10 protein-coding genes are annotated in these 13363 nt (G+C 59.9%); 4 read left to right on the top strand and 6 right to left on the bottom strand.

Annotated features, from left to right (window positions below; all coding sequences use genetic code 11):
- The first annotated feature begins 4 nt into the window (after positions 1 to 4).
- Together DXA43_RS07215 and DXA43_RS07210 are read left to right on the top strand one after the other, a co-directional pair.
- Positions 5 to 4096, top strand: a complete 4092-nt coding sequence (locus DXA43_RS07215) for a VaFE repeat-containing surface-anchored protein (protein ID WP_117806695.1) — start codon at positions 5 to 7, stop codon at positions 4094 to 4096.
- Positions 4074 to 4853: a class B sortase gene (locus DXA43_RS07210; RefSeq protein WP_117806694.1), complete on the top strand. Its 780-nt coding sequence runs from the start codon at positions 4074 to 4076 to the stop codon at positions 4851 to 4853. Before DXA43_RS07215 ends, DXA43_RS07210 begins: the two co-directional genes overlap by 23 nt.
- A 126-nt stretch (positions 4854 to 4979) precedes the next feature.
- On the opposite strand, the gene DXA43_RS07205 is transcribed toward DXA43_RS07210, so the two are convergent.
- Entirely contained in the window at positions 4980 to 6791 is a 1812-nt protein-coding gene (locus DXA43_RS07205; protein WP_117806693.1) for a P-loop NTPase fold protein, read from the bottom strand.
- Positions 6792 to 7174: 383 nt separating this feature from the next.
- On the opposite strand from DXA43_RS07205, the gene DXA43_RS07200 reads away from it, so the two are divergent.
- Together DXA43_RS07200 and DXA43_RS07195 are read left to right on the top strand one after the other, a co-directional pair.
- Entirely contained in the window at positions 7175 to 8062 is an 888-nt protein-coding gene (locus DXA43_RS07200; protein WP_117806692.1) for a hypothetical protein, read from the top strand.
- The gene (locus tag DXA43_RS07195) at positions 8062 to 9219 is read left to right on the top strand and encodes an AAA family ATPase (protein ID WP_117806691.1); all 1158 of its coding nucleotides are present in this window, start codon (positions 8062 to 8064) and stop codon (positions 9217 to 9219) included. The genes DXA43_RS07200 and DXA43_RS07195 overlap by 1 nt, the downstream gene beginning before the upstream one ends.
- Before the next feature lie 42 nt (positions 9220 to 9261).
- Here the strand turns inward: DXA43_RS07195 and DXA43_RS07190 are convergent, their stop codons facing one another.
- The 5 genes from DXA43_RS07190 to DXA43_RS07175 form a co-directional block, all read right to left on the bottom strand.
- Positions 9262 to 9972, bottom strand: coding sequence for a hypothetical protein (locus tag DXA43_RS07190; RefSeq protein ID WP_117806690.1), 711 nt, complete (start codon positions 9970 to 9972; stop codon positions 9262 to 9264).
- 66 nt (positions 9973 to 10038) lie between these two features.
- Entirely contained in the window at positions 10039 to 10668 is a 630-nt protein-coding gene (locus DXA43_RS07185; protein WP_114568149.1) for a hypothetical protein, read from the bottom strand.
- Positions 10665 to 11957: a relaxase/mobilization nuclease domain-containing protein gene (locus DXA43_RS07180; RefSeq protein WP_158564957.1), complete on the bottom strand. Its 1293-nt coding sequence runs from the start codon at positions 11955 to 11957 to the stop codon at positions 10665 to 10667. The genes DXA43_RS07185 and DXA43_RS07180 overlap by 4 nt, the downstream gene beginning before the upstream one ends.
- A gap of 2 nt (positions 11958 to 11959) precedes the next feature.
- Positions 11960 to 12376 (bottom strand): hypothetical protein, encoded by a 417-nt coding sequence (locus tag DXA43_RS10275; RefSeq protein WP_158564956.1) that lies wholly within the window; start codon positions 12374 to 12376, stop codon positions 11960 to 11962.
- Between the two features lie 269 nt (positions 12377 to 12645).
- Complete coding sequence (locus tag DXA43_RS07175) at positions 12646 to 13293, bottom strand: chromosome partitioning protein ParB (protein WP_147344737.1); 648 nt, start codon at positions 13291 to 13293, stop codon at positions 12646 to 12648.
- Positions 13294 to 13363: the final 70 nt, after the last annotated feature.

Raw genomic sequence — 13363 nt, 5'->3', positions numbered from 1 at the left:
CGTCATGAGCAAATCAAGCCCCATCGGCGCAGTCGACCGCTCCGCTCCGCTCAGGGCGATCCTCGCCGTCCTGCTCGCATTTTCCGGACTTCTCGCCACGCTGTCGCCGGCGTTCGCCGGGGAGGCCCATGCGGCGCAGACCGCGAAGCTGACCGTCGGGTCGAGCATCTACTACGGCGGCTACTCGACCACCTGGATGTGGGCAGACGGGGAGATGGCGTACTGCGCCGACCCGGCGTCGTCGACGCCCGCCCCGGGGACCTATTCGAGGACTTCCCTGGATGCGCCGTCCGGACGCACGGCGGAAGTCGCGGCTGACCTCTGGTTCGGATACGGCTCTCCGGGCTTCGATGCCTCGCTCTGGCCGAGCAGGTGGTACGACGGCTCGGCCATGAACGACAACCACTACGCCGCGCTCACCCATATCCTCGTCTCCGACACCTACACCTCCGACGGCAGCTACGCGCTCTACGGCTGCACCGAGGACTTCAAGCAGTGGGTGCGACAGAACGTCATCGGCTTCGGAACCTCCGGCCAGGAGATCAACCCGAACGCGACGGGACGCCTGATCGCCGCGCGCGCGGGCGAGGTGCCCCAGAACTTCGAGGCTTTCCAGCTCCATACGGGAGCAGGCACGCAGATCATCCTGTCCTTCGAGTACACCCCCTACGGCGAGATCGTGCTCCAGAAGAGCTCGGCGCTGCCCGAGGTCAGCGGGTCGAACCCCTGCTACAGCCTCGCCGGCGCGGTCTACGGGGTCTATTCGGACAGCGGCCTCGCCTCCAAAGTCGGATCCATCGAGACCGACGGCAGCGGGTCAGGCAAGCTGGGCGAGCTCATTCCCGGCACCTACTGGGTGAAGGAGACCGTCCCCGCCAAGGGCTACGCCCTCGACGAGACCGTCTACCAGGTGGAAGTCCATCCCGACATGGCGAGCGCCGTCAACGGCGCCGCGGGCGTCGCCGACTACCCCAAGTCCGACCCGGTCGGCATGCTCGTCATGAAGGTCGACGCGACGACCGGGGAGAGCGCTCCCCAGGGCTCGGCGTCGCTTGCGGGCGCGGAGTTCACCGTGCGCTTCTACGAGGGCCACTACGCCAGCGCCGAGGAGGCGGAGGCGTCCGGAGATCCCGCGCGAACCTGGGTGTTCGCAACCGACGCCGACGGCTTCGCGGACTACGCCGACGCCTACAAGGTGGCGGGCCCCGACCTCTACCATATGAGCAACGGGGATCCCGCGCTTCCTTTGGGCACGGCCGTCATACAGGAAACCAAGGCGCCCGCCGGCTACAACCTCGACGACGGGGCGGGCGGCGAGCCCAAGGCGTTCTGCATTCAGATAACCGACGGCGGCGCCATGGGCGAGGCCGTCTACACCTACAACGCGCCCAAGGCGCCCGACACGGTCGAGCGCGGCGACTTCCGCCTGGTCAAGGAAATCCCCATCGAGGTCGAGGACGAATCCGGCATAGTGCAGGAGGCCGAGCGCGTGCTGCTGCCCGGCGTGCAGTTCCAGCTGATCAACGCATCCGAGAATCCGATCGTCTCTCCCGAGACCGGCGAGAAGGCCGAGCCCGGCGAGGTGGTCTGCACCATCACCACCGACGAGAACGGCCTCGCATCGACCCGAGGCGGCCTCGCCGTCAACGGCTGGGACATCCCGCAAGGCTGGTCGGGCGCCCTGGCATACGGCACCTACACGGTGCACGAGGTCATCCCGGACTCCGTGGCCGAGGCCTTCAAGGCGGAGTACGGCCACGACATCATCCCGGTCCCCGACTGGAAGACGACCGTCTCCGCGGAAGGGCAGTACGACCCGCCGGCGCTCGTGAACAACCACATCCCGCAGACGCCGCTCAAGGTTGTCAAGACGGACGCCGAGACGGGGCGCCAGATCCCGCTTCCCTGCTCCTTCCAGCTGCTCGACTCTGACGGGGAGCTTGTCACCTACGAGAGCCACTACCCCGACACCCGCATCATGGACACCTGGACCACCAACGAGCGCGGCGAGGTGACGCTGCCGATGCTGCTCGAACAGGGCGACTACACGCTCGTCGAGGTGCAGGCGCCAGAGGGATACGTCAAGGCGCTCGAAGGCAAGACCATCACGGTCGGGGCGGTCTACAACGACTGGGACGACCTCATCGAGGTCGAGTTCGCCGACATGCCCCAGAAGGGCACCATCAGCGTCGTCAAGCACGACTCCGCGACGGGCGAGCCGGTTTCCGATTCCGTCTACGTCGTGAAGGCGGCATCCGACATCGTCACGGGCGCCGGCACGGTCCGCGCCCATGCCGGCGACATCGTGGCCACGCTCGAGACCGACGAGGCGGGCCGCGCCACGACCGGCGAGCTCTACCTCGGGACCTACACCGTCTACGAGGCGAAGGCCAAGGACGGCTACGCGCTCGACGTCGACGAGAAGACCGTGACGCTCGAATACCAAGGCCAGGACGTCGCCGTGTTCGACGAGGTGCTCGAAGCAGAGGATGCCCCCACCGAGCTCAAGGTCAAGAAGGTCGACGCCCTCGATTCTGACAAGCCCGTGGCAGGCGCCGTCTTCAGGCTCTGGAACGGCGAGGGAACCTACGACGAGGAGCTCGTCACGGGCGAGGACGGCGCCATCAGCGTCCCTTACCTCGAGCACGGCTCCTACCATCTGCAGGAGACCTCGGCCCCCGAGGGCTACGTCGTGAGCGACGTGGACGACGAGGGCAACGCCGCCGTCCACGACCTCCTCGTGAACGACCAGGGAATGTTCGAGCTTCCCGACGGCACCATGAGCGCGGTCTTCGAGCTCGAGATAGCCAACATGCCCAAGACCATGGGCACCACGGCAACCGATGCCGAAAGCGGAGCGCACGAGGGCCAGGCGCGCGAGAACCTGACGATAATCGACACGGTCGAGTACACCGGCTGCATCCCCGGAACCGAGTACACGCTCGAAGGGGTCCTGATGGACGCCGAGACGGGCGAGCCCGCGCTCGACGACGACGGCAACGAGATCACCGCCCAGGCGACCTTCACGGCCGAGGACTTCGCGGGAAGCGTCGAGATGGCCTTCGCCTTCAGCGGCGCCGGACTCGCGGGCAAGAGGCTCGTCGCCTTCGAGACCATGACGTGCGGGGGCGAGGAGTACATGGTGCACGCCGATATCGAAGACGAGGGCCAGACGGTTGCCGTCGTCGACATCGCCACGACCGCCGTGAACCCCGAGACCGGTGACGCCACCGGCGTCGCGGACGAGGGGCTCGAGCTCGTCGACACGGTCGAGTACACGGGGCTCACGCCAGGAAACACCTATACGATGACGGGCCATATCGCGGACGCCGAGACGGGCGAGATGCTCGTGGACGGGGACGGAAACGCCTACGTCCAGGAGGTCGCGTTCTCGCCCGAGGAGGCCGATGGAGCCGTCGAGGTCGCCTTCGAGATAGACGCGAGCGGGCTCTCCGGCAGGACGACCGTGTTCACGGAGACGCTCTCCGACTCCGAGGGGAACGTCATCGCGGTGCATGACGACATGGCAGACGCGAACCAGTCGATCTACTTCCCGGCGATCCGCACCAACGCGGTCGACGGGGCCGACGGGGACAAGAGCCTCGTCGCGGGCGAGTCCGCGGTCATCGTCGACACGGTGACGTACGAGAACCTCATCCCCGGCAAGGAGTACGTCGTGACGGGCGTGCTCATGGACAAGGCCACGGGAGAGCCTTTGAAGGACGCGCAGGGCAACGGCGTATCCGCCTCGGCCGCGTTCACGCCCGAGTCCCCCGACGGGGAGGTAGAGGTGGCCTTCGAGTTCGACGCCACCGGGCTCGCGGGCAAGAGCGCCGTCGCGTTCGAGTCGCTCGTGAAGGACGGCATCGAGGTCGCACCGCACGCCGACATCGACGACGAGGCCCAGACGGTGGCAATCGTCGAGCCGGATGAGGCGGCCCCCGGCAAGGGATATCCCAAGACCGGAGCCGCCGCGACCGCGGTGGCGGCAGGCGCCGGCGGAATCGCCTTGGCAGCGTACGGCATGGCGGGCGCTGCGAGCGCTCTCCTGAAGCGTCGCAAGGGAGCGAGCGATGGCCAGGACGAAGACGCCTAAGTGTCGCCGCATCCTCTTCGTGGCAGAGGGCGGGCGCAATGCCCGCCCTCTGGGCGCCGCTGTTCGCATCGCCCTAGCGCTCCTAGCTGCGGGGATGCTCGCCTTCGCGCTGCGGCAGACGCTGCAGCCTGGTGGCGGCATCCCCTCCGTGCTGGTGTCCGACTTTCCGGGAAACGCTCCTGTCGCCGTCTCCGACGAAGGAGATCGTGCGATCGACTGGGCGACGCTCCCCGAGGAGGTGGTCGCTTGGGTCGAGGTGCCGGGGACCTCCATTGACGAGCCGATCGCCCAGGCCACGGCGGACGCGCCCAATCGCTACCTTCATGCCGACGCCCTTGGGCGGGGCGCCTACGGCACCCCCTACCTGGATTGGGAGTGCTCGCCCGATTCCCCCTTCTCGATTGTCTACGGGCACCATATGGACGACGGCAGCGTGTTTGCTGATTTCGCGCGGTACTCCGACAGGGGCTACGCGGAAGGGCACAGGGGCATCCGGGTGAGCACCCGCGTCGACGACCGGGTCCACGAGCTGCGCGTCATGGCCGTGGATGTGGTGGACGCAGACGAAGAGAGGGTCCGCGCCTCCTTCGGAAGCGACGGGGAGCGCGCCGCCTACCTCAACGTGCGGATATCTAGTAGCGACCTCGTGCTCGAGGAGGCGGATCTGTCGGATTCCAAGGTCTGGGCCTTCGCGACGTGCAGCTACCAGACGTCCAACTCGCGGACGGTGGTCTATGCGATAGAAGATAGGAGATGAGAATGAAGGTGTTTCTTTTTGCGCTCGGGATGTTCCTCATGTGCAACGCGATCCTCGCATGGTGTTGCCTCAAGGTGGGATCTATGGGCGAGGACGATCATTCGTGAGGGGTTGCCCAAGAATCATTTAGTCTTTGTTGCCCAGGATGTTATTGATTGTCGAAATCGTCCATCTCTTTCGCATCGTGCCGGTTTTATCTGTGCTGGTGCTTCGGAGATTATCGACGAGTGATCGGAGCCATTTTATAATTTGCTCGTTGTCTTGGCATTGTAGATAAAGCCCGCATTGCTTGAATGACTCCTGGATTCGGGATTGCCCCATCGGCTTTGAAGCGCTGAAGATTCGGGCGAGGAATTCTGGATCGATGTCGGTGAGCCTTGCCGGGTTTGCTTTGGCGACGTTTTGAATCAATTCGCCTAGCTTTTCCCCGCACTCAGGGTCGTCGGGGCTGATCTGGCTGGTGTCCGCCATTTTCCTTTCTCGGGCGGTGAGGGCTTCCTCTCTAAGTCGGTCCATCGCATCTTTGCAAGGTCCCGACTGGCCGATCTTTAAAGCCCTGTCGAGGTCCTCATAAACCGAGCCTCCATCCTTGGAAATCACTTCCGAGCAGCAATCGACGAAGGCTCTATCGTCCAATGATCCTTCGAAGCCTATTTCCGCTAATGCGAAGTATGTTGTTAACGCTTTAGGGGTGTATTCTGCGGAGAAGTTCTTCTTAGCGACTAAGCTGCAAAGCTCTTCCATCATTGAACTAGCTTGCGAGTCGGTGAGGCTTTCGAAGAACGATAATTGATTGGTCAGTTCTGACATGCTGATGGTGTCATCGTTCTGCGGATACCATCTTTCCAGGTAGCTAATATATTCTTCTGGGAGCTGAGTCGATGAGGGGCCATTCGAATCACCGAAGTAGTCGTTAAAGCAACCGAACGAGGAAAATCGGGCATATCGTTCGTTTTGGTTCTGGAGCCGGAATATTCCGGGGATGTCGTCACTGGCGTAGTCAGGCTTTTCGGGTTTGGCGGGCTTTTTGCCTAGGCATATGAGAAGGGCGAAGCTGATCAGCTCTTGCAGTGCGGACTGCCTGTTTTTCCTTGCTGCGTCTCCAGGGTAGTTCTTATCGGCTGCCAGAAGATCCTCTATGAAACTCTTCGATTTTAGAAATGCTCTGACGTTGCCGCAGTTTGCCATTCGGGCAGCTTGCACGATGATGTCAATCCTGTCTTGTCCGTCGGCAGGATCTGCGAATACGCTTTTTGCGATGTCTTCGAGGCTCGGTTTGAAGCGCAGGCACCGCCAAACCAGTTTTTCTCTGACTTCGGAATCGAAACCTCTGGCGTCCGGTGACTTCTTCGGGCCATGAGCCCCGTCGGTCTCAGCGCATTTCGGGCTGAATGAATTGGAGACAAGTATCGTCTTTACCCCTTTATTCTCGACCAGATCGTTGACCGCTCCGAAGAGAGACAGATCATCGCAGTTCGCGCTTCTCCTTTCTGTGTCATCAAGGATTAAAAGGTGCTTGCGTGGTAGGAAAAGGGAGGTAAACAATTCGGGATCGATGCTGAAGTTCACTTTCGGGAAGATTCTGAAGAAAGCAAGACCTTCGGATGCAGCTCTGCTCAGTAGCTTGAGTATATATTGAAAGGCACGGCTTCTTTTGTTGCCATTTGGATCGTCGAGGGGCAGCATGGCAGCCATGATTCTTCGGTAGAGGTCGTTCGAATCAGATATTCCGAACAAGGAAACGTAGACAATTTTTAGATCTATGCCTTCCTTATGGAGTTCTTCTTCGAGCCTAGTCTTCAGGAACCTCGTCTTTCCGGATCCCCATTCGCCTTCTATCGCGATTGCGTAATGCAAATCGCTTTTACGCAGGTATTCCGTCGTAATTTGTTGGAGAATCCATTCGGTGTTGCCTTGTCCAACTGCTGTTTTGCGCATGTAAAGCCCCCTTGGGTTCCGGCTCTAATCAATATCGGTGAAACCTATTTTCATCGCACTCGCTCAGCTCCTGCTCTTTGCTTTCTCAGCGTTGCTTGCTCGGTAGGCGTGGCGATGATATGTCGATAGAATTAGAATATCACCAGGTAATTTAACGTGCTCAGCAGGAAATAGGGGAATCAGGCGTTGCGAAGCCGATCTGGCTGTATCGGGCTTCCTTGGGCACTGGCCGAACGCTACCGATTCTCTTTCTGGCGAATTATCTCAAAGGCTATGTCAAGGTCAGCGTAACGGCAAGCTTTCCTTTTGCAGTTGAAGCTGGTCGGTCGCAATTTGAGTTGAGATCTTCCGATAATTGTTGGAACAATGGATAGGGGGGCGGAATGCCGGCAGAAGATCATCCTGATTTTTTCACGGTCTATTACATGAACGAGGAAAAGGTCTTTGAGGCGACAATGCTTCTGGATAACGAAGTCGCAACTGGCAGCTCCAGGGAAAGCGGCAGCTCCTTTGGTGGAGAAGGAGATGTAGAAGCTAAGGGGGGCGCCAAAATACCGATACTTACGAGCTTCGACCTCGATGTGCAAGGTAATCTTCATGGCGAAAAGCAGAAAAAGGTTGTAGACACTCTTGTGTATGTCAACACGAAGAGCCGAATGCTTTCTCGACTCATAGAGCACTGTGTGACCAAAGATGGGAAAGGCAAATCTGACGGTAAATCGCTTGAGGTCGATTTGGCTGAAGGGGATTTGGTTTATATCAACGGGCTGTCTCTCGAGCTCATTAATGAGGAAGAGATTCGCAGCATCATGATGTTGACGAACGGATTCCTTGATGGGTTTACTATTCCAGAATCCGGAAATCTCGATTTGGGCCATATGGTGCAATCATTCCTGCACAATGGTGCGGCGTTCAAGCTTTTGGGACGATCTGGGCCTTGCAAGAAGCCACTGTATATGAAGATCCCCCTTGACGGGAAAGATATGTTCGAGAGCAAATACACCATTGACGACCTGCTCATAGGAAAAGTGGGAGTTGTAGGGGTTTGCAAAGGGGAAATAACTCCCGATAAGCTGAAGAGCCCGCTCGACTACTTTCAGAAGTCCGAGACGGCTAATCATATTACGGCGATTACGGCGAACGTTGTTGAATGCGGCGAAGAAGAGACATCTGCGGAAAATGTCGAGGGAAAAGATGGAGAAGAGGGAATCTACATCGATGTGTTTGCTCTTATCCAATCAATCTCGCTGAATAATGGTGGTGGGAAATAGTGCACGAGCTAGTAACCTATAAGCGTGCTCAATACCCGGCCTTTGTTGATGAGATCCAAAGAGAGGGCCGTGAGATAACATCTATTTTCGAGTATCAAAGCGAAGATGGCGCCGAGGCTCTTCTTTCTTCGTCAAGCGTCGTCGTGGACGTTACCCAGTTCATTGAGCTAAAAATAGGCGAACAACCTTTCGTTCCAATGTTTGAGCTGCTTCTTTTGCGTATGCCTTCCGATGTTCTGTTTATTGCGGATGAAGAGGTCGCAGAGAAAGGAAAGTATCTCCTAAGGAACACTTTCTCCAGCTTTAAGAACTGCGAAGCGGGCATGGAGGATAATCAGGATGGTGACGTAATGGAGAAAAAGACCCTTGTATCTCTTGAAGATGCGGAATATGAAGGGGTTGTAAATACTCTGGATAATGATCTTATTGGCCAAGGTCGCTTCAAAGACGCCTTCAAGGAGCATTCAAAGAGCTTCAGATTGTTTTACGCCCTCGGGGAACAAAGGGTATTCTCCCTTTTGCTCCTGGGTCCCTCTGGTGTCGGGAAGACAGAAGTGGCCAAGATTTTATGTAACGCCATTGCACCAGATGAGCCGCTTCCGAAGATCAATCTTGGGAATTATAGCAGCAAGGATTCTCTCAATTCTCTCATAGGCAGCCCGAGGGGTTACGTAGGAAGCGAAGAGGGGGAGTTGGGAAGAAAACTCGATTCCTCCAAAGCGGGTGTCCTACTTATTGACGAGTTCGAGAAGGCCGAGCCTTCCGTTTGGAACTTTTTCCTCGATCTTCTTGAGACGGGAACCTATACCGACTCGCAGAGCAGAGAACACGAGCTGGGCGGCTATGTCATCGTATTCACGACGAATTGCCCGAGGGCGCGATTGGAAACGACTTTTCCGGCAGAGTTGCTTTCCCGCTTCAGCTTGATGGCTCATTTCTTTCCCTTGAGCCATGCTGAAAAGGAAAAGTTCGTTGAAAGATATGTATCGAGCTTTTCGGATAAGTATCAAGGGCTGGATGAACGCCCCTTCCCTTCATTGCCGGACGATGTGACGGAGAGGGCGCTAAAGGAGATAAACGTCGACGCCTTTGACAACATTCGTATTCTGAAAAACGCAACTCGATTTTGGCTCGCTTCGCTCGTTGAAAGTTTATGAGCGAGAATGATCGAGGTATTGCGACCTTTTCCGGTTTGATCTCTATTCCCAATGCCCTCCAACAGCAACGGTCTCCCAATGTCCTTCCTCGCGGTGCTTGATGGTCTCTTCCCCGACCTTCACCTGCCGGACTTCGCTGTGGTAGCCGGAGCCTTCTCCGGCGAGCATGTGTTGCTTGTTGTGATCAGACGTGCTTCCCGTGATGTCGGCGCCGCAGATGTTGCAGATCGATCTCTCGAGGCTCTCGTAGATGGGGATCGTCTCAACCCATGCAGCTTTGTCGACGACCCATATTCTCTCGATCTCCTCGACCCAGGTCTTCTGGGAATCGCTAGTGCTACTCGATTGCAAATTAGCAGAGTCTTCATCCGAGCTTGAGGTACTCGCATTGACCTCATCGACGACGGTGGCGTTGCCACCCGCTGCTGCTTGATCGGCTGCTATGGATTCTTTCGTACTTTGGCTTTCCGATGGACGGACATCAGGCGCGCATGGTTCGGTATCGCTGAGTGTCATCCCGGTGTTTCCTTGATCGGCCGGGTTGTCGCCCGATACGCTCGCATCTTCGGCGGTCATTTGCTCTTCCGTCTTGCTGCTTTCAGAGGACAGGTTGATCTGGTGCGCGGCAATCGCGGGGAAGCATGCCGCGGCTATGAAGACCACCGCGGCGCAGCCTGCTATGATGGTCGTCTTCTTTTTGTTCTTGAAGACAGCAAGTATCTTCCCCCTGATTTTCTTGGGCTTGTCATTCATCCCGCACTCCTCTACATGAATCTGAACACGGCTCGGATCAACCAGCCGAAGAACCCTACCGTCGCTTTAATCAGGAACCTCATCGTCTAATCCTTTCATCCACTCGCACCCTACGTCCTGAGTTCCGTCTTCCTTACCGGGATGCCGCTCTCCAAAGGAGCCGGGGGGCGAGGCGCTTATGGCCAGCGCCTCGTCGTACGCTCCGAGTCCGAAGCCGAACCTCGAGCAGATCTCTTCGGGTGCCGCCACCGAAGCGCCGGGCATGCGGGACAGGATGCCGAAGAGCTCGACGGCGCACTGCGCCTTGCTCTTCTGAGAGGCGTCGCTGATGCACAGGTCGACCATCTGCTTGAACTTCGCCGCGTCCACGAGCTCTCCTCCCACGCGGAACGCGAGCTCTCTTTCATCGGCCTTTATTTGGACCACATGCGAAACCTCTTCCTTCTCCGCGAGCAGGAACTGCCATCCTCGGCTCCTTGAGGCTCTGGGCGTCCCCTCCTGGGAATCGAGCTGCGCCGCTCCCGGGGAGATGTCGTAATGATGGATGCAAAGCCACAAGCCCGTCTGCCCCAGACGGTCGAACCTCAGCTCGTAGTTCGCGAGCATCGCGTTGCTTCCGAAGGGCTGCGCGGCGGTGAACCGCCCGTCGTCGAAGACGTCGACCCTCCCGTTGTCGTATGTGATGACTACCTTCATCGCTGGCGCTCCTCCCTCCTTTCGCGCGGCTGCTCGCGCTGCGGGGTGTTTCGCTCGGAGCCCGATGGCTCGCCCGCCCAGCCTCCTTTGCCGCTGGCGCGACCGTCCCTTCGGCTGACGTCGTGGAGCGGAAGCGCTTTTCTCTCCTTCAGGAAGTCCCTCGCATGCTCCAGGGCCTCGATCTCCTTCCGGATGCGGGTTTCCCGGTTGGCGGGAACTCCGTTTCGCAGCCTGGCTCGCTGCGCCGCGATCGCGCTGTCGGCAGCGTCGAGGGACATGATGCGCCATTTGCCGCAGACCTCTAACGCATTGGAGAGCGAATCCAGCTCGTCGAGGTCCTTGAGTTCGACTGCCTTCCTGGCGAGGCGCAGGAGTTCCCGCGAGGATGCGTCCGGCAGGTGCTCTGCCCTCGCTCCGAGGAGCCGTCTTTCCAGCGCGGCCTTGCCGAAGGATGCGCCCAGGCGCTCCCCCGAGACGCGGCGGGCGGGCGCGTCGGCGAGCGAGAAGATCCAGTCTTGCCTGCGCGCGCGGGGGGAGTTGTCCTCGATCCCGACGCCCATCATTCCGAGGATGCTCCGGAACTCCTGCTCGTTTCTGGCAAGGCCCTTCGCGATGCCCACCCTGTTCCTGATGTCCGCCACCCACGAGTAGCCGCCCGCCGCCTCGGCCCTTCGCTCGGCTCGGCTGCGGTAGGTCTCCTGCAGGGTGCGCGCTTTCGCTCCGAGCTCGCCTCTGTTCGCCGCGAGTCGCTGGAAGCCCGTGCTGGGCTCGGGCCTTTCGTTGCTGAGCGCCCTGAGCCCCCGCTCGGCCGCCATCTCCTGGAGCGCCCGGTTGAGATCGAGGGGGTTGTCGGTATGCATCCTCCTGCCCGTGACCACGTTCGTGTTGTTCACGACGATGTGCGCATGGGGGATGCGGTTTTCGTTGTCGTCGTGGTAGACGATTGCGATGTGGTGCTCGGGGAAGAACCGGAGTGCCCATGCGTGCGCCAGCTCCCTGAGCTCATCGAGGCTCACTTCGTCTTCCGGGGAGGGAGACAGCACGAAATGCTTGAAGGTGCGGGCCCTCTTCCCGTTCCATGGATCGTCGTTGCCGCATTCGGCTCTGAAGGCGTCCATTTCCGCCGCCCAATCGAAGGGCTTCCCGAATTCGGGCTCGCGCATGAGGTCCGCGTCCGGCGTCTCGGAGAAATTGAAGAAGTCGCGCGCGAGCGCGCGCCCGTTCTTCTCGAGGTACCTTTGGACCGGGACGCAGCTTCCGTGTCCCGATATGGGCTTCAGCACTGGCATCCTCACCACCTCGCGAACATCGCGGTCTCGAGCCGTGACATCTCCTCGCACAGCTTTTCCTGCCGGGCGTTCACGGCATCCAGCTTCTCGCGGATCTCCGGGAGGGCGATGTCCAGGTACTCGTACCGGAGCTTTCCGTGCCGCAAGTAGTAAGAGATGGAGTTGAGCGCATGCGTCGCCTGGTTCAGGTTCGTGCCGAACCGGCGCATTTCCTTGTGGATGCGCGATATCTCCTTGGCGTCGACGACGACCAGGCGGACGTTGGGCCAGTGGATCTCGCTGGCGGGAAGCTGCGCCAAAAGGCGGATGAGGTCGGACCTCGTGAGGCCGCATTTCTCGGCGATCTCGTCGATGTGGGCCCGCTCTTCCGGGGTCATGCGGATGTGGAAGTCCGCGGTCTTGGGGTTCTTCTTGCTCATGGGCGAAACCTTTCGCTTAGGGGCCAGCGGGGGCTCCCCCGCGACGAGGGAGCCGGGACTGTCGGGCTTGCCCCGGCAGGCTGGGCGACCGAGCTGGTTCTCCGACCCGTTCGCGATGCGAAGGGAGGAGGCCGGCGCTTCCCGTGGCTCTGTATCCACGGGAAACCATCGGAAGGGATTTGTATCCCTTCCATGGGCTACTTGCTAAACCCGGGGCTCACGGCCGATGGAGGAGGCGTCCTTATCCGCCGCGAGCCCCTGCCGAACGCCTAGAGGAGCCTTCCCAGCTCCTCGGCATGCCTGGAGATGGCCTCGATCATGCCTCGGTCCGCCTGCGGGAGGGGCGTTCGGTGCCTGGAGAGGAACTTCTGGATCTCCCTGTCCGCCCGGCGCAGCCGGTCGTCCGCGTCGGCTCCCTTCGAGGTGTTCCTCCGGATGAAGTCGGTGGTGTCGCGCTTGCCGTATCCGCCTTCCTCGGCCCATTGGACGTGGAGTCTCATCTGCTCCTTTTGGGGCACTTTGGCGAGCATCTTGATCGCCTGGCTCGAAAGGGCCCCCTCGTCCGCCAGCTTCCTCCATCCGAGGGAGAGGTCGTTCTCGATCGTCGAGGCGAGCGCCTCCTGCCTCCGGATCGACTTGCCCGAGACCTTCCGCCCCGTCTGGCTGCTGATGATCTCCGCCTTGATGTCTTCGGTTCTCATGCCGGAAAGGCGCGGGTCGCTTCCTCTCATGCGCTCGACCTCGGCCCCGAGCGCCCGCGTCGCGGCGGCGCGCTCCGTGACGGTGAGCTCCCTCGTGAAGTAGTTGGCGGCATGGAGGAGCGCGATGGCCTGCTCGTCGGTGACGCCCTCGACGATCCGGCACGGCATCCTCGCGTAGCCCTCGTCGTGCGCGGAGAGGAGCCGGTACGCGGCCATGCGCCGGTGCCCGGATATCATCTGGTGTTAGCGTCAATATATTTTTCACCATTTTCACCAACGTATTTTC

Source organism: Collinsella sp. OF02-10, assembly GCF_003463445.1.
Taxonomy (GTDB): Bacteria; Actinomycetota; Coriobacteriia; order Coriobacteriales; family Coriobacteriaceae; genus Collinsella.
This window is presented reverse-complemented; position numbering and strand designations above follow the sequence as displayed.

What these genes read in the sequence shown, in the direction of transcription:
- DXA43_RS07215 (WP_117806695.1), top strand. Translation starts at nt 5, where the DNA reads ATGAGCAAATCAAGCCCCATCGGCGCAGTCGACCGCTCCGCTCCGCTC.
- DXA43_RS07210 (WP_117806694.1), top strand. Translation starts at nt 4,074, where the DNA reads ATGGCCAGGACGAAGACGCCTAAGTGTCGCCGCATCCTCTTCGTGGCA.
- DXA43_RS07205 (WP_117806693.1), bottom strand. Translation starts at nt 6,791, where the DNA reads ATGCGCAAAACAGCAGTTGGACAAGGCAACACCGAATGGATTCTCCAA.
- DXA43_RS07200 (WP_117806692.1), top strand. Translation starts at nt 7,175, where the DNA reads ATGCCGGCAGAAGATCATCCTGATTTTTTCACGGTCTATTACATGAAC.
- DXA43_RS07190 (WP_117806690.1), bottom strand. Translation starts at nt 9,972, where the DNA reads ATGAATGACAAGCCCAAGAAAATCAGGGGGAAGATACTTGCTGTCTTC.
- DXA43_RS07185 (WP_114568149.1), bottom strand. Translation starts at nt 10,668, where the DNA reads ATGAAGGTAGTCATCACATACGACAACGGGAGGGTCGACGTCTTCGAC.
- DXA43_RS07180 (WP_158564957.1), bottom strand. Translation starts at nt 11,957, where the DNA reads ATGCCAGTGCTGAAGCCCATATCGGGACACGGAAGCTGCGTCCCGGTC.
- DXA43_RS10275 (WP_158564956.1), bottom strand. Translation starts at nt 12,376, where the DNA reads ATGAGCAAGAAGAACCCCAAGACCGCGGACTTCCACATCCGCATGACC.
- DXA43_RS07175 (WP_147344737.1), bottom strand. Translation starts at nt 13,293, where the DNA reads ATGGCCGCGTACCGGCTCCTCTCCGCGCACGACGAGGGCTACGCGAGG.